18 protein-coding genes are annotated in these 13,868 nt (G+C 59.5%); 8 read left to right on the top strand and 10 right to left on the bottom strand.

Annotated elements, in window-relative coordinates; genetic code table 11:
- A partial coding sequence (locus tag AC2FNB_RS02005) for a DUF8831 family protein (protein WP_496744151.1) occupies positions 1–200 on the bottom strand: 200 nt, incomplete at its 3' end.
- A 122-nt stretch (positions 201–322) separates the two neighbouring features.
- Between AC2FNB_RS02005 and AC2FNB_RS02010 the strand changes: the two genes are divergently transcribed.
- From AC2FNB_RS02010 to AC2FNB_RS02030, 5 genes are all read left to right on the top strand, one after another.
- On the top strand, positions 323–1,027 hold the full coding sequence (locus AC2FNB_RS02010) for a M48 family metalloprotease (RefSeq protein WP_480749472.1): 705 nt from the start codon (positions 323–325) through the stop codon (positions 1,025–1,027).
- The gene (locus AC2FNB_RS02015; RefSeq protein WP_496744153.1) at positions 1,024–1,392 is read left to right on the top strand and encodes a YigZ family protein; all 369 of its coding nucleotides are present in this window, start codon (positions 1,024–1,026) and stop codon (positions 1,390–1,392) included. Before AC2FNB_RS02010 ends, AC2FNB_RS02015 begins: the two co-directional genes overlap by 4 nt.
- A gap of 68 nt (positions 1,393–1,460) precedes the next feature.
- Positions 1,461–1,712 carry a DUF6455 family protein gene (locus AC2FNB_RS02020; protein WP_480749470.1) on the top strand — a complete coding sequence of 84 codons (252 nt, stop codon included), beginning with the start codon at positions 1,461–1,463 and terminating at the stop codon, positions 1,710–1,712.
- A 12-nt stretch (positions 1,713–1,724) separates the two neighbouring features.
- Positions 1,725–1,994, top strand: a complete 270-nt coding sequence (locus tag AC2FNB_RS02025; RefSeq protein ID WP_496744155.1) for a DUF6455 family protein — start codon at positions 1,725–1,727, stop codon at positions 1,992–1,994.
- Entirely contained in the window at positions 1,994–2,251 is a 258-nt protein-coding gene (locus tag AC2FNB_RS02030; protein WP_480749468.1) for a DUF6455 family protein, read from the top strand. The genes AC2FNB_RS02025 and AC2FNB_RS02030 overlap by 1 nt, the downstream gene beginning before the upstream one ends.
- On the opposite strand, the gene AC2FNB_RS02035 is transcribed toward AC2FNB_RS02030, so the two are convergent.
- On the bottom strand, positions 2,252–2,494 hold the full coding sequence (locus tag AC2FNB_RS02035; protein ID WP_480749467.1) for a CDGSH iron-sulfur domain-containing protein: 243 nt from the start codon (positions 2,492–2,494) through the stop codon (positions 2,252–2,254).
- Positions 2,495–2,698: 204 nt separating this feature from the next.
- Between AC2FNB_RS02035 and AC2FNB_RS02040 the strand changes: the two genes are divergently transcribed.
- Positions 2,699–2,887, top strand: a complete 189-nt coding sequence (locus AC2FNB_RS02040) for a hypothetical protein (RefSeq protein WP_480749466.1) — start codon at positions 2,699–2,701, stop codon at positions 2,885–2,887.
- 51 nt (positions 2,888–2,938) lie between these two features.
- Here AC2FNB_RS02040 and AC2FNB_RS02045 read toward each other — a convergent pair whose 3' ends face one another.
- The gene (locus tag AC2FNB_RS02045; protein WP_496744157.1) at positions 2,939–3,751 is read right to left on the bottom strand and encodes a trypsin-like serine peptidase; all 813 of its coding nucleotides are present in this window, start codon (positions 3,749–3,751) and stop codon (positions 2,939–2,941) included.
- A gap of 91 nt (positions 3,752–3,842) precedes the next feature.
- Between AC2FNB_RS02045 and AC2FNB_RS02050 the strand changes: the two genes are divergently transcribed.
- Positions 3,843–4,199 carry a diacylglycerol kinase gene (locus AC2FNB_RS02050; protein WP_496744159.1) on the top strand — a complete coding sequence of 119 codons (357 nt, stop codon included), beginning with the start codon at positions 3,843–3,845 and terminating at the stop codon, positions 4,197–4,199.
- Between the two features lie 6 nt (positions 4,200–4,205).
- On the opposite strand, the gene AC2FNB_RS02055 is transcribed toward AC2FNB_RS02050, so the two are convergent.
- The 3 genes from AC2FNB_RS02055 to rimO all read right to left on the bottom strand — a co-directional run bounded on the left by AC2FNB_RS02055 (position 4,206) and on the right by rimO (position 7,000).
- The gene (locus AC2FNB_RS02055) at positions 4,206–4,565 is read right to left on the bottom strand and encodes a hypothetical protein (RefSeq protein ID WP_496744161.1); all 360 of its coding nucleotides are present in this window, start codon (positions 4,563–4,565) and stop codon (positions 4,206–4,208) included.
- A 166-nt stretch (positions 4,566–4,731) separates the two neighbouring features.
- Positions 4,732–5,499 (bottom strand): hypothetical protein, encoded by a 768-nt coding sequence (locus tag AC2FNB_RS02060; RefSeq protein ID WP_496744163.1) that lies wholly within the window; start codon positions 5,497–5,499, stop codon positions 4,732–4,734.
- A gap of 52 nt (positions 5,500–5,551) precedes the next feature.
- Positions 5,552–7,000 carry a 30S ribosomal protein S12 methylthiotransferase RimO gene (gene rimO / locus AC2FNB_RS02065; RefSeq protein ID WP_496744165.1) on the bottom strand — a complete coding sequence of 483 codons (1,449 nt, stop codon included), beginning with the start codon at positions 6,998–7,000 and terminating at the stop codon, positions 5,552–5,554.
- Positions 7,001–7,098: 98 nt separating this feature from the next.
- Between rimO and AC2FNB_RS02070 the strand changes: the two genes are divergently transcribed.
- Positions 7,099–9,033, top strand: coding sequence for an AsmA family protein (locus AC2FNB_RS02070; RefSeq protein ID WP_496744167.1), 1,935 nt, complete (start codon positions 7,099–7,101; stop codon positions 9,031–9,033).
- A 134-nt stretch (positions 9,034–9,167) separates the two neighbouring features.
- On the opposite strand, the gene AC2FNB_RS02075 is transcribed toward AC2FNB_RS02070, so the two are convergent.
- Genes AC2FNB_RS02075 through AC2FNB_RS02090 form a run of 4 tightly spaced genes read right to left on the bottom strand, consistent with a single transcriptional unit; the run spans position 9,168 to position 13,733 of the window.
- Positions 9,168–10,664: a phosphomannomutase/phosphoglucomutase gene (locus AC2FNB_RS02075; protein WP_480749459.1), complete on the bottom strand. Its 1,497-nt coding sequence runs from the start codon at positions 10,662–10,664 to the stop codon at positions 9,168–9,170.
- 15 nt (positions 10,665–10,679) lie between these two features.
- A complete protein-coding gene (kdsA, locus tag AC2FNB_RS02080; RefSeq protein ID WP_496744169.1) occupies positions 10,680–11,513 on the bottom strand; it encodes a 3-deoxy-8-phosphooctulonate synthase in 834 nt (277 codons plus the stop codon).
- Positions 11,514–11,518: 5 nt separating this feature from the next.
- Positions 11,519–13,096, bottom strand: a complete 1,578-nt coding sequence (locus tag AC2FNB_RS02085; protein ID WP_480749457.1) for a KpsE/RkpR family capsule polysaccharide export protein — start codon at positions 13,094–13,096, stop codon at positions 11,519–11,521.
- On the bottom strand, positions 13,074–13,733 hold the full coding sequence (locus AC2FNB_RS02090; protein WP_480749456.1) for an ABC transporter ATP-binding protein: 660 nt from the start codon (positions 13,731–13,733) through the stop codon (positions 13,074–13,076). Before AC2FNB_RS02090 ends, AC2FNB_RS02085 begins: the two co-directional genes overlap by 23 nt.
- Between the last annotated feature and the right edge of the window lie 135 nt (positions 13,734–13,868).

Below are 13,868 nucleotides of genomic sequence, written 5' to 3' on the forward strand. Positions count from 1 at the left end.
AAATCCAGCGCCGCCGCGAGATCGCGCACCTGTTCCGGTGACAGGGTGATCTTTTGCATCTGCTCGGTACGCGGGTCGAATTGTTCCAGCGTCACGCATTCCGCGAAATTGTTGATGACCACGTCCTCCTGCAAGGGGGCGGGGCCTTCGTCGACCAGGGTAATGACGGTTGAGTCGAATTCATGCTCGATACTAAACATGCCTGCAGACTGCCGATGGTGCGCAGGTTATGCAACCCGCCGATGCCGAATATCCGGTCTGGAACACGGTTGGGACGCAGGATAATGTGCCGTTCCGATGCATTGACTCGAAAGGCTTGCTCATGCGGCAGTTCGCCCTGCTTATGGTTTTTGTTCTCGCTGGTTGCGATGTGCCGCAGCCGGTTGCCGTGCCGCCACAACAACCCAGCCGGGTGACGCTGAACGCGCAGGCCGCACCGCGGGATTTTTACGCGGTCAGACAGGCAGTAGGAACCCAGGCGCGCGCCGAATGCCTGCGGCGGACCAGCGGCGCGAATTGCGATTTTCAGATCGGGATTGATCCCAACACGCGCGCTCAGGCCAACGCGTATCAAACTCTTGATAAGCAAGGCAGACCTGTGATCATTTTCACGCAGGCCCTGATCAACTCGGCGCGCAATGGCGATGAACTGGCCTTTGTCATGGGCCATGAAGCCGCGCATCACATCAGGGGCCACATCGCCCGCCAGAACCAGAACGCGGCGGCCGGCGCCCTTATCTTTGGGCAGCTTGCGGGCATAACTGGTGGCGGTTCGGCCTCGATCGAAGCGGCGCAACAGCTGGGGGCCGTAGTGGGCGCGCGCAGCTACTCAAAAGAGTTTGAGCTGGAGGCCGATCAGCTGGGCACAATCATCACCTACAATGCCGGATACAATCCGCTGATCGGGGTTTACTTCTTTGATCGCATTCCCGATCCCGGCGACCGGTTCCTCGGTACACATCCGCCGAATGCGCAGCGCGTCGATATCGTGCGCCGGACCGCCGCGCAGGTGGGTCTGGTGCAGTGACCAGGGTTACGCGGCTGGGCGTCATTCTGACCGATCGCGGCTCGAAATACGCTGTATCGGGTGCCGACGTCTCCAGCCGCGACGATGTGGACGCGGTGCTGGACGAATTGAAAGCCGACCGTGTCTACGCCAAGGCCACCCACAATACTTGGGCTGCGGTGCTTCCGTCCGGGGCGCTCAAGGCGGATGACGGCGAATCCGGCGCGGGTATGGTGATCTTGCGGATGATGGAACGGGCGGAACTTGAAAACCACGTGATCATCGTGACGCGCTGGTATGGCGGCAAAAAGCTGGGCGGCGACCGGTTCCGCCGGGTTCAGGACGCCACCCGCGCCTATCTGGATCACGTCGGATCCGAACCTTGACCTGTATCAAGGGCGATAACTGCGTCAGCGTCTAATCTCCGTGCCACGCGCGACAGAAAGGACACGCCATGTCTGATCGAGACAAGTTCCGAAAACATGCCGAATTGGTGGACAGGATGGCCGCCGTGCAGGGCATCGACCTGCAGGAAGCCGCCATTCAGGGCAAGTTGAGCATCGACGACATTTCTGACGTCGTCCTGCGGTGCAGCGACTGCCCCAATCCAGAACACTGCACGAAACTGCTGGCCGAGTTGAGCCAGTTGGACCACGTGCCGGAATATTGTCGCAACAAGGACCTGTTCAAGGATCTGAAATCCTGACCCCGGATGCCAATGCCCAAGCTCGGAAAAATCATGACCCATCTTCGCCTCGTTATGCGGATGGGACGGGCGACGGGAACCGATATCGTCGAGGCGCATAACGAAGGACGGCTCAGTCAAGCGGATTGGGCGGCAATGGTCACAACCTGCCGTGCCTGCGAATCAGTGGGCCGGTGTCAGCACTTGCTGGACGAACACGATCAGCTGGACGGTGCCCCGGAAACCTGCCCCAACCGCACCCGGTTATGGGCGCTGAGGCAGCAGCAGACAGAGGAAGAATGATGGCCCAGATTCCGCTTGGCGACATCGAGAAACATTTTTGGCTCACCCGATCCGTGGCGCGCTGCATGGGGCTGTCTCTGTCCGAGGCTATGGCAGAGGGCCGCATGAGCGAACAGGGCTACGCCGAACTGGTCACGCGCTGCCGCGCCGCCCACTGTCAGGCCGCATGCGAGCACTGGCTGGCCGCGCAACAATGCCGGGCGCAAGCGGCTCCCGATTTTTGCGCCAATGCCGAAACTCTCGACAATTTGCGGTGATCAGAGCTTGGAGTGCGAGCCGTCACACAGCGGCTTCTTTCCAGAATGCTTGCACCCGCAGAAGAACACTTTCTTGTCGGCCTCGGCTGTAAATTTCACCGGCGAAAAGCCTGTGTCCTTGTGCGACCCATCGCAAAACGGCTGTTTCTTGGACCGCCCGCAGGCGCACCAGAAATAGGTTTTGCCTTCGGTAACTTCGATCGGAAAAGGCCCTTTTTGTGCAATCTGGGGCGCGTCTGACATGTGGCTCTCCCTGCTGGCTGACACCTCATGTTGAGAATAGCGGGCGTTTTGGGAATTGGTAGGGGGTGTCGACGGCAACCTTCCGCCAGCGCCGGGGGCGCAAAGAATCCCGTGATTGCAATGTGGTAATGCCGCTCCTATCCTGATCGCACGCCCAAAGCGCTTTTGGGAATAAAAGTTGTCGACAAAAAAGGATTGAAGGACATGAAACTGAAACTCGCGGCCCTTTGTGCAATCACCGTCGTTCTGACCGCCTGCTCGCAGCAGGAAGAGCCGACACCGGTCTATGTCCAGCCTAGCTATGACAAGTATGGCGCACCCAGCTGCTCGGCAGGTTATCAGCTGGCAACCACCGAAGCTGGTGAAACCGTCTGCGCACCTGTAACGCAATAACTTCCCAAGTGGGCGGTCCATAAGGGCCGCCCCTTTTCACGCCCGAAACGCCTAGTTGGCGGTGGCGCGTTTCAGCGCATCCGCTATCTGCGCCGTCGGAACGCCGATGCTGACGGGGGGATCATTCGCGGCGACGCCGGACAAAACCCCGATCACCATCATCTCCCCGTCTATCTCGACCAGCAGGGGCGCACCGGAATCCCCGGACATCGCCGCACATCTCTGCAACAGAAGGCTGTCCTGCGACCGTGGTTCACCGCAGTTCCACTCGACGCTCAGCACGTGCGGCCTGAGACCGGCATAACCTGCCATCAGAAATCCACCTACCGCCAGGCTGCTCTGCTTCTGTTCCTCTATGCCCAGAACCCCCGTTCGCGCGCCTATCGGGTCTTTCAGCACCAGCAGGGCCCAGTCCGAGGCCAGCGGAACCTTGAACGCGCGGCTGGTGGTGTCGATGACCGATGGCAGGACGAACCGTTCGACCTCGCTCACCGCCAGAGCCTCGCCGCGCTGATATCCGGCAGCAAAGCGAATGCTTTGCGGCGGTATCCACGTCTTTCGCGCGTGGTTGAACAGACAATGCGCCGCCGTCAGCACGACACGCTCGGCCACCAACGTGCCGGTGCAATGGCTGCGCACCTGAATGCTGGCGAAATTTACCCGCCCGATGGCACGCCATGGCGGTTGGGCGGCATCGACCACCTGACGCCCACGGATCGCCTCGCATCCCTGATCCAGTTTGTCCCCTGCCTGACAGATCGCATCCAGCCCGGGCCGGAACAGCCCTTCGGCCCGCGCCACCGGTGGCAAAAAGCTTGCCGCTAGTCCTAGCGCAGCAAAAGTAAACAGTCGTCGGATCGCCATGCCGGCAGCTTCGCCACGCACGGATGCAAATGGCAACCCCGCCCGTTGCATCCAAAGCCCTCTCGCGCCAAAGTGACCGCGCGGAGGGTCGATGCGGCAATTCATTGAACATACGAAAAACCGGACAGTCTGGAGCTGGTACGGCCTGGTCGCCACATGGCGCAGCGAATACTCCTTTCGTTCATGGATCTGGGCCAACCTGATCTCGGCGGCGCTGGCGTTCTATTTGCCGATCACTACCGGTGAACGCGCGCTGATCCTGGCGCTGGGTGTTCTGGTTCTGGCCGCCGAGCTGTTCAACACGGCGATCGAACGGGCGGTGGATCACACGTCGACCGATCACCACGAACTGGCGGGGCAGGCCAAAGACGCCGCCAGCGCCGGCGTTGCCCTGACCGCGATTGCTGCGGGCGTGGCCTGGGCGGTTGTGCTGCTGGGGCTGCTATAGGCCCGCTCAGAACCCGTAATAGCGATAGCCCCGGTTGAAACTGTGACTGCGGGCCGGACGGTGTACCGGTGCGTAATACGGATAATACCCATACACGCGGCGCTTGGCGCCTTGGTAACGGCGCGGCGCATACGGTTTACTGTGATGTACGTTCGGCTTGCGCACATGCGGTTTGGGCTGCGGTGCGATGTAATAGCGGTGCACCCGGTGCTTGCTGCGGTCCTGCAGGCTGAGCGCGACGGCCCCCAGCGCAATGAACCCCGCGATAGAGTCGTCACTGTCATGGGCCGAAGCCGGGCTGGCGAGAAGGTTTGCCACCAAAGCCACCACCGCGCCGGTCGCCGCAAGTAATGCTGGTTTGAACATGAAAGCCTCCTTTTTCAGGGTCGGCGGACCACGTCAAGGATGGGGGGAGTCGGACCGAAAGGCCAATGAATTCGGGTCACGGTTTGGGGAAAGGCACAGAAGGCAAGAATAGAGAAATGCATCTCACGGACGCTATTTGGCTTCACTGTCGATTTTCACAAGAGCATCAAATGAGTGTCAATCGCCCTAAAAACCCTTTGCGAGGCGTACAACTGTCTGACGGATTGACAAAGAATCTCTCGGGGTGATCGAGGCGAAAAAAATCCATTCGTCTAGGCGACCAATTGAATACTTCCTGCTCTTCGTGAGTTTCGATGATAAGCAAGCCATGAAAGTACCATTTCGAATTCAACTTGTAACCCGTTTTTGTTGTGTAGAATGACAGGGCACGGAGTTGGGCAAAGGTACTCACATCGGAATCGATGCCATGCGCGGCGATACAATATGGGTTTCCACCAGACAATAGAATGGCTTTTACGGAGGTGACGCCGACCATCGTGACAGACCAAATCGACACAACTACCGGAAGCAAGAAAACCTTCCAAGCGTATGTTTCCAATTCACGCCCTTTGCGCTTTTGTGACAGAAGCAAAACTGAGGCGACGATAGCGGTGGTTATTGAAAGGTTGTAAATGAGCGCCAAGTTCGATCCTGCGCCGGAAAAAACTGCCAAAGCGCTGCCAAGAGAAGTCCCGACCAACCCGATCAAAAACGCTCCGCTTGAGGCAACAGCATTTGGAAAGCGCCAACCGGTCACGGCACAAATTTGAGCTAGAAAAAGTGGAACCAGAGGGGCGCAGGATAGTCCCCAATACAGGAGGTAAGCCCACGGTGCACTCCGGGGAGAGTCCACTTCCGGCAAGCTAGTTGGCAGCTGAACAAAACCCAGTGTTATCAATAAGCTGTAAAAAAGGAATTTTCGTTCAAATCTCATGCTTCTTTGCCAAAGGAAAGGATCAGGGCAAGGCAAATGTATCTACGGTGTTTTAATTACCTTGTGGATGCGGGGATTCAATATGCGGGTCAAGGTCAAGGATCGATTTAGAACGCGACAGCCGTCCCCACAAATCATACTCCCCGGCTTCGTCCACCTCGACCGTCACGATATCCCCCGGCTTCAACCCCTCGAAGCCTTCATCGATGAACAGGTTTCCGTCGATCTCGGGCGCGTCGGCCTTGGTGCGGCAGGTGGCGGCCTCGGCGTCGACCTCGTCCACGATCACCTCGATGGTCTGGCCCATCTTGGCCGCCAGCTTGGCCTCGGAAATCGCCTGCGCCTTTTCCATGAACCGCTCCCAGCGTTCCTGCTTGACCACGGCAGGCACGTGATCCGGCAGGTCATTTGACCGCGCGCCGTCCACGTTTTCGTACTGAAAACAACCCACACGGTCCAACTGAGCCTCTTCCATCCAGTCCAGCAGGGTCTGGAACTCGGCCTCGGTCTCGCCCGGATAACCCACGATGAAGGTCGAGCGCAGGGTGACGTCGGGACACACCGAGCGCCACGCGGCGATCTCGTCCAGCGTTTTCGCCGCCGCTGCGGGTCGCGCCATGCGTTTCAACACATCCGGGTGCGCGTGTTGGAACGGAATATCCAGATAGGGCAGCACGTTGCAACCCGCATCCGCCATCAAAGGGATCAACTCGCGCACATGCGGGTAGGGATAGACATAGTGCAACCGCACCCAGGCATCGAACTGTCCAAGTTCTCGCGCCAGATCGGTGATGTGGCTGCGCACCTCACGGTCCTTCCACGGGTTCACGTCATACTTGCGGTCCAGCCCATAGGCCGAGGTGTCCTGTGATATCACCAGCAATTCGCGCACGCCGTTCTCGACCAGCTTTTCAGCCTCGCGCAACACCGCATGGGCCGGCCGGCTGGCCAGACGCCCACGCATGTCGGGAATGATGCAGAACTTGCACCTGTGATTGCAGCCTTCGGAAATCTTGAGATAGCTGTAATGGCGCGGGGTCAGCTTGACGCCGCTCGCGGGCAGCAGATCGACAAACGGATTGGGATCGGGCGGCACGGCGGCATGCACCGCGTCCAGCACCTGTTCATACTGGTGCGGCCCGGTGACCGCCAGAATACGCGGATGATGCTCGCGGATATAGTCCGGCTCGGCCCCCAGGCAGCCGGTCACGATCACCTTGCCGTTTTCCACCAGTGCCTCACCGATCGCCTCCAGGCTTTCCGCCTTGGCGCTGTCGAGAAACCCGCAGGTGTTCACGATCACGGCATCGGCCCCTGCATAGTCTGGGGAAATGCCGTAACCTTCGGCGCGCAGCCGCGTCAGAATGCGCTCGCTGTCCACCAAAGCCTTGGGGCAGCCCAGCGAGACCATGCCGATTGTCGGCTGTCCCGCGCGGGGGGCGTCGGTGATCCGGGCGGCGGGCGCCAGGTCGGGGCGGAGGTTTGGCGGGTTCGTGCTCATGGCCGCGCGTATAGAGGTGAAGTGACCCCCATGCAATTGTTGCGCGCGGCCCACCGGCGCGTCATATGCTTTGCATAAGCAAAAAATGGAGCAGGGATATGCGCTGGTTGTGGCGGATCGTTTTCATCCTGATTGCAGTGGCCGGGCTGGTGATCGGCGCGCTGCTGCTGATGCCGGGAGACAAGCTGGGCAAGATCGTCTCCGATCAGATCAAGGCGCAGACCGGTCGCGATCTGACGCTGAGCAGTGATGTCGCTATATCCTTTTGGCCGGTGCTGGGCATCGAGACCGGCCCCGTGACGTTTGCCAATGCCGATTGGGCCGGTCCTGACCCGATGCTCAGCGCCAGCGCGCTGTCCGTCGGGGTCGATGCGGCTTCGTTGTTGTCCGGGCAGATCAAGATCAAGCAGATCGTGGCCAAGGATCCGGTCCTGCGGCTTGAATTCGCGGAGGGGCGGGGCAATTGGCAGTTCGGCCCGGCGCCCAGCCGAACGTCCGAGGGTGGCTCTGGCGCGCCCGATACTTCGGTTGCCCGTCAGGCGGTGACGCTGGACCAGCTTCGTCTCACCAACGCGTGGCTGGTCTATGTCGAGGATGGTGCGGCCCGCTTTGACTTCAACATGGTGGACCTGACCGCCATCTGGCCATCTGTAGAAGCGCCGCTGAGCGTGCAGGCCAGCAGGGGCGGCGTCGAAGCGGACCTGGAAATCGCGGATCTCCCGGCTTTTGGCACAGGTGCCGCGACCGCATTGAAGAGCGTTGTGACAGCACCGGGCGGCAACGCCACTTTTTCCGGATCGGCCAACATTGCTGGCGAGGTATCCGGGACGATCCGGATCAATACCTCGGACAGTACAAGGTTTCTGGCGGCACTTGGTCGGCCCGATACGCGCCTCCCCAAGGGGCTGGGGCAAGCGGTAGATGTCATCGCTCAGGCGACCTATACCCAGGATGGCCGACTGGCCCTGCGCGACCTCAACGTCAGTCTCGACCAGAACAGTTTTGCCGGCGAGGCCGATATCCTTCTCGGTGACCTGCCGCAGGTTACCGCAAGGCTCCGCACCGGCCATCTCGATCTGACGCAGATCGGCTCCGCCGGTCAGCACGCTGGCGGATCGGCAGGTGGTGGCGCGAATGGATGGTCGAAATCTACCATCGACGCATCCCCTCTGGCCTTGGCGAACGGCACGCTCCGACTCGACGCCGAGGCGATTTCGGTTTTGGACTTGAAGATGGGGCAAAGCAGTGTGGCACTGACACTCGATCGCTCGCGCGCCGTATTGAAGATGGACCCGGTCACGTTGTTTTCCGGCAAACTGACCGGCGAACTTGTTGCCAACAACCGTAACGGTCTGTCGGTCGCAGGCAAGTTGGCGGGTCGGGACATCGACGCGCAACAGGCTCTGTCAACCCTGGGCGGTATCAATCGCCTGTCGGGGTTGGCATCGACGGAGCTGGAATTTTTGGGCGAGGGCCAAAGTGAAGATCAGATCATGCGCTCGCTTTCCGGAAACGGGCGCATCGATATGGGGCGCGGGGTCATTTCAGGGATAGATCTGGACCGCTTGATGACATCCGGAACCGGGTCGGGGGGCACCACCGTATTCAACAGCCTGACGGCCAGTTACACCATTGACCAAGGAAACCTGTTCAACCGGGATCTGTTGCTGCAACTGGACAATTTTCGCGCCGATGGCGAAGGACGCGTCGGATTGGGCATGCGGGATCTTGACTATCTTTTCACCCCGGTTGCCCTGCGCGCCAATGCCGGAGAGGGGCTTGCAATTCCGGTTCGGATCGTGGGTCCCTGGGCCAACCCCGAGATCCGGCCGGATCTGAGCCAGGTGATCGAGGCCGCGACTGGCAAGAATATCAAGGATGTCGAAACACAGGCAAAGGACCAACTGCGCCAAAAGCTGAGCGAGGAACTCGACACTACCGTGACCGAAGACCAGAACATCGAGGAGTTGATCAAGGACCGGCTGGAGAACGAAACCAAAAAAGGCCTGCTCAAGCTGCTGGGTGTGGACTAGGGTGTGCTGTCTCCGTCGCGGCAGGCCACGCCCCCCCCCCGGGGGTTGTTCGAACCAGAAAGAAACAGGAGGCGTCCTTGCTTCTTTCCGGTGTCAAATACCCCGGAGCGCGAAGCGGAGCCTCGCAGAAAGTTTCAGATCTTCTGATCGTACTCGCCGACGCCGGGTTCCGTGCGGATCACCGCATCGATGTCGGCAAAGATCGAGCGCATCTCATCCTCGCTTTCGCTGCTTTCGCACACGACCACAAGGTTGGGTGTGTTGGATGACGCTCGCACCAGTCCCCAACTGCCATTATCCAGGATCACGCGCGCGCCGTTGACGGTAACCACTTCCTTGATTGCACGCCCGGCAAAGGTTTCGCCAGCGCCATGCTTGGCGACCAGCTTGTCCACCAGCCGGTTGAGAATTTCGTATTTTTCGGTATCCGACGCATAGGGCGACATTGTGGGGGTCGACCACGTCTTGGGCAGCGCCTTTCGCAGATCCGACATGGATTTGCCGGGGTTGCGGTCAAGCATCTTGCAGATCTCGACCGCCACGCGCATGCCGCAGTCATAACCACGCCCCACCGGCTCCGCCAGAAAGTAGTGCCCCGATTTTTCGAACCCGGCCAGCGCGCCGATCTCTTTCACGCGCCGTTTCATGTGGCTGTGGCCGGTTTTCCAGTAATCCGCCGTCACGCCGTTTTTGCGCAGCTCGGGGTCCGAGGCGAACAGGCCGGTCGATTTCACGTCCGCCACAAAGGTCGCACCTGGATGCAGCTTTGACAGGTCGCGCGCCATGATCACGCCCACCTTATCGGCGAATATCTCTTCGCCCTCGTCGTCCACCACACCGCAACGGTCGCCGTCTCCGTCAAAGCCCAACGCCAGATCGGCGCCCGACGCTTTCACCGTGGCTGCCATGTCATGCAGCATCTCCATCGCTTCGGGATTGGGATTGTAGTGCGGAAACGTGTAATCCAGCCGGTTGTGGCTGGGCACCACCTCGACCCCCATCCGCTGGAAGATTTCGGGCGCAAAAGCCGATGCCGTGCCGTTGCCCGTGGCACAGACCACCTTGAGCGGACGCGACATGCGGAAATCGCCAACCAGATCGTCAATATAAGCCTCTTTCACGCCATCCACGAACTCATAGGACCCGCCCGAACGCGCCATGCCTTCGCCGTTCAGCACGATGTCGCGCAACTCGGTCATCTCGTCAGGGCCGTGGGTCAGGGGACGGTCAAAACCCATCTTCACCCCGGTCCAGCCGTTGGGGTTGTGGCTGGCAGTCACCATCGCCACCGCGGGCACATCCAGGTGAAATTGGGCGAAATACGCCATCGGTGACAGGGCCGGTCCGATGTCCTTGACCTGTATCCCGGCCTGGATCAGCCCGAGGATCAGCGCATTCTTGATCGCCAGAGAATAGTCGCGATAGTCGTTGCCCACCGCGATTACCGGCGCAATCCCGTGCTTGTGCATCTGAGTGCCCAGGCCAAGGCCCAGAGCGGTCATGCCCGGCAGATTGATTTCTTCGGGGTATTTCCAGCGCGCGTCATATTCGCGAAAGCCTGTCGACCTGATCATCGCGTCCCGCAGAAAACTCCAGGTGTTCGGTGTCACTTCGGTAATGGGTTTGCTCATGGGTAATCTCTTGGTTCAAATCCGGATCGGGTTGGCTTTGGCCAGCGTATCAAAGCGCATCAGGGTGGCAATCAGTTGCGGCATTTGATCCAGAGGGATCATGTTCGGCCCGTCCGACGGCGCGTTGTCCGGGTCCTGATGGGTTTCGATGAACACTGCGCCGATTCCCAGCGATACCGCCGCCCGCGCCATCACAGGCGCAAACTCACGTTGGCCGCCGGACGAACCGCCGCGCCCGCCGGGTTGTTGCACCGAATGGGTCGCATCCATCACCACCGGATACCCGGTCTGGGCCATTTGTGGCAGGGAGCGCATATCAGCCACCAGCGTGTTATAGCCGAACGAAGTGCCACGTTCGGTCAGCAGGATGTTGGTATTGCCAGTGCTTTCGATCTTTTCGACTATATTCGGCATCTCCCACGGCGCAAGAAACTGACCCTTTTTTACATTGACCACTGCGCCCGTATTACCCGCAGCCAGCAGCATATCCGTCTGGCGGCACAAAAACGCTGGGATCTGCAGGACGTCTACCGCCTCGGCGGCGATGGCACACTGCGCTTCGGTATGAACATCGGTCAGGACCGGTATGCCCATCGTCTTGCGGATACCATCCAGAACCTGCAACCCCGCATCAATGCCCATGCCGCGTTTTCCAGACAGCGAGGTCCGGTTCGCCTTGTCATAGCTGGCTTTGAAAACGTACTGCGCGCCAGCGGCGTCGCAGGCTTCTTTCATCTGCCCTGCGATCATCTGCGCGTGATCGGCGGTTTCAAGCTGGCACGGGCCCGCGATGATGGTGAGCGGAAGGTCGTTGCCCACTGTCAGATCGGCGATTTTTACATGTTTCATGAGTCTTACGAGGATACCTGTTCACGAAGGATCGACGCGGTAAGCGAGATCATGAGGTAGATACCAGCAAAAACCAGAAATGCCAAAATCGTATTTTCGAACTTGCGTGGATAGCTGGGATCATCGCTGGGCACGGGGTTTACGAACACCGTCAGATAGCGCACCTGACGGTTGGCCTCGATCCGGGTGGTTTCCATTTGCTGCAATGCTGTTTGCAGAATCAGATCCCGTGACGCCAGGTCGGCCTGTGCCATCTGAATGCGAACGTTAAGCTGTGCCAGCGAGTTCTCGCCGTTCGAGGCGTCGAGCATCTCGGCATTGAGCGATGCCAGCACCGCTTCCAGTCTTTGGATATCAGCCTGGGCACCGTCGACTTTGGCCTTGTTCGGGCGGGCGTTGTCCAGCAATGCGGCCAGTTCAAGCTCCTTGTCCTGCAACTGCACCTCGACCTGGTCGATCCGCGCGCGCAGGCTGGCAATCACGCTGGCCGGATCCAGTATCGCACCTTCCTGCTGCAATTGGACCAGTGCCTCCTGCGCGTTTCGACGTTCCGCCTGCGCCATTTCGAAACTGTCGCGCGCGTCCTTCATCTGGTCCTCGCGCTTCTGTTCGGACAGGTCGTTCACCCGTTCTTCGGCATACGAGATCAGTTTTTCGGAATACTCCGTGGCCACCAGCGGATCAGGGGCGATCACTTCCATCCGGATGACACCCTCGGTCGGGTCATAGCCAAGTTTCACTGATCGCTTGTAGATCTTGTAGGCCGCCTCGTTGCTGGCATCGCCAGGCAGGCGTTGTATCTCGTCGATCCAGGGTTGCTGGAACTGTGACTTGAACCCGACGTCGCGATCCAAAAGCAGCATTGCTTCTTTCGATTCCAGGAATGACTGGACCGAGATCGAATCCTGGCTGGTGGCGAACTGGGTGCCTGCAAACAGGCTGCCAACGCTGCCCAGTGCTCCGTCGGCTTGCAGGATGACAAATTCGGACTTGGTCGAATACATCGGCGTGGCGTAGCGATAGAAATAGGTTCCGACCAGCGCGGTGGGCAATATGACGAACATCGCCAGACGGGCCATAAGGCCGAACATCTTTCTGCGGCGACGCCGAGCAATATCGCGCTGAATCTTGCCGATCTCCATCTCGCGACGTTGCGACGGGCTGAGTTCGGTCGAGGGCAGGGTCTCGCGCCGCTCGCGGATGGTTTGCGGCAGCTGTATCCGGTCGCGTGGTTGTTCATCGTCGGACTGGGTTTGCGTAACCACCAGATCCAGCACGTTGGTTCGGCTAGTCGGGTCGATCCCTTTCTGCCGCAGCAAACGCACCGCGTCATAATCCGATGTTGCGGGCAGTTTGTGCTTTTGCGCCAGACGCCTTGCTACGCGCAACTGTCGCCCGGTCAGCCCCTCGCGCTTGATGGCCTCCAGTTCTTCACCCACCTGCGTCTCGGGTTCGTGCTGGCCCAATGCACGGCGAATCCGCTCGGCTGGTGAAAGCTGACCGGTTTCGTGTCCGTCCTCACCTGCGCCGGATGCCTGATCGCGCCGGATGCGATATTTCCTAGCCTTGGGTTTGGTAGTCATAAAGCTGCGTTGCCTCTTCCAAGGTTTCAAAGTGATAAAGCTTACCGTCCATCAGGACGGCAGCCTGATGCGCAAATTTCTCGAGAATCTGCGGGCTGTGCGACACGATCACGATGGTTGTCGTGCGCAACCGTTCCTGCAGGATCGACCCTGCTTTCTTGTTGAACTCCACATCCGTTGTTGCGGGCATCCCCTCATCGATCAAATACATGTCGAAATCCAATGCCAGCATCAACGCAAATGTGAACCGTGACCGCATGCCCGAGGAATAAGTGCCAAGTGGCTGGTCAAAATACTCTCCCAGATCGCACAGCCACCGGCAATAAGCCTCGACATAATCCGGGTCCATTCCATACAGCCTGGCGATATAGCGGGCGTTCTCCATGGCCGAGATGCGTCCGATTACGCCGCCCATGAATCCGAGCGGGAACGAGATGTTGCATTCGCGGCGGATAATGCCCTCGTCCGGTTTTTCCAGCCCCGCCATCATGTTGATCAGCGTCGTCTTGCCTGTACCATTGGGGGCCAGAATGCCCAGCGATTTTCCCAGCTCGACCCGAAAGGAAACGCGGTCGAGGATCACCTTACGCTGGGTGCCCGTCCAGAAGGATTTGCTGACATTCTCGAATTCTAGCATCGTGCGTCTGCCGCTGGGTGGCCTCTGTTTTTGTCGGTGGGCGCGGACCCTGCCAGTACAGGCCGCATGCCGGGTACACTTTTATCTTGGCCACATTATGTCGAAATGTGAAACAAATGATCAACGTGGGATTGA

It is taken from the genome of Ruegeria sp. BHSB058 (assembly GCF_059613285.1).

What these genes read in the sequence shown, in the direction of transcription:
- AC2FNB_RS02085 (WP_480749457.1), bottom strand. Translation starts at nt 13,096, where the DNA reads ATGACTACCAAACCCAAGGCTAGGAAATATCGCATCCGGCGCGATCAG.
- AC2FNB_RS02070 (WP_496744167.1), top strand. Translation starts at nt 7,099, where the DNA reads ATGCGCTGGTTGTGGCGGATCGTTTTCATCCTGATTGCAGTGGCCGGG.
- AC2FNB_RS02020 (WP_480749470.1), top strand. Translation starts at nt 1,461, where the DNA reads ATGTCTGATCGAGACAAGTTCCGAAAACATGCCGAATTGGTGGACAGG.
- AC2FNB_RS02010 (WP_480749472.1), top strand. Translation starts at nt 323, where the DNA reads ATGCGGCAGTTCGCCCTGCTTATGGTTTTTGTTCTCGCTGGTTGCGAT.
- AC2FNB_RS02045 (WP_496744157.1), bottom strand. Translation starts at nt 3,751, where the DNA reads ATGGCGATCCGACGACTGTTTACTTTTGCTGCGCTAGGACTAGCGGCA.
- AC2FNB_RS02075 (WP_480749459.1), bottom strand. Translation starts at nt 10,664, where the DNA reads ATGAGCAAACCCATTACCGAAGTGACACCGAACACCTGGAGTTTTCTG.
- AC2FNB_RS02025 (WP_496744155.1), top strand. Translation starts at nt 1,725, where the DNA reads ATGCCCAAGCTCGGAAAAATCATGACCCATCTTCGCCTCGTTATGCGG.
- AC2FNB_RS02060 (WP_496744163.1), bottom strand. Translation starts at nt 5,499, where the DNA reads ATGAGATTTGAACGAAAATTCCTTTTTTACAGCTTATTGATAACACTG.
- AC2FNB_RS02090 (WP_480749456.1), bottom strand. Translation starts at nt 13,733, where the DNA reads ATGCTAGAATTCGAGAATGTCAGCAAATCCTTCTGGACGGGCACCCAG.
- AC2FNB_RS02050 (WP_496744159.1), top strand. Translation starts at nt 3,843, where the DNA reads ATGCGGCAATTCATTGAACATACGAAAAACCGGACAGTCTGGAGCTGG.
- AC2FNB_RS02035 (WP_480749467.1), bottom strand. Translation starts at nt 2,494, where the DNA reads ATGTCAGACGCGCCCCAGATTGCACAAAAAGGGCCTTTTCCGATCGAA.
- AC2FNB_RS02030 (WP_480749468.1), top strand. Translation starts at nt 1,994, where the DNA reads ATGGCCCAGATTCCGCTTGGCGACATCGAGAAACATTTTTGGCTCACC.
- kdsA (WP_496744169.1), bottom strand. Translation starts at nt 11,513, where the DNA reads ATGAAACATGTAAAAATCGCCGATCTGACAGTGGGCAACGACCTTCCG.
- rimO (WP_496744165.1), bottom strand. Translation starts at nt 7,000, where the DNA reads ATGAGCACGAACCCGCCAAACCTCCGCCCCGACCTGGCGCCCGCCGCC.
- AC2FNB_RS02055 (WP_496744161.1), bottom strand. Translation starts at nt 4,565, where the DNA reads ATGTTCAAACCAGCATTACTTGCGGCGACCGGCGCGGTGGTGGCTTTG.
- AC2FNB_RS02040 (WP_480749466.1), top strand. Translation starts at nt 2,699, where the DNA reads ATGAAACTGAAACTCGCGGCCCTTTGTGCAATCACCGTCGTTCTGACC.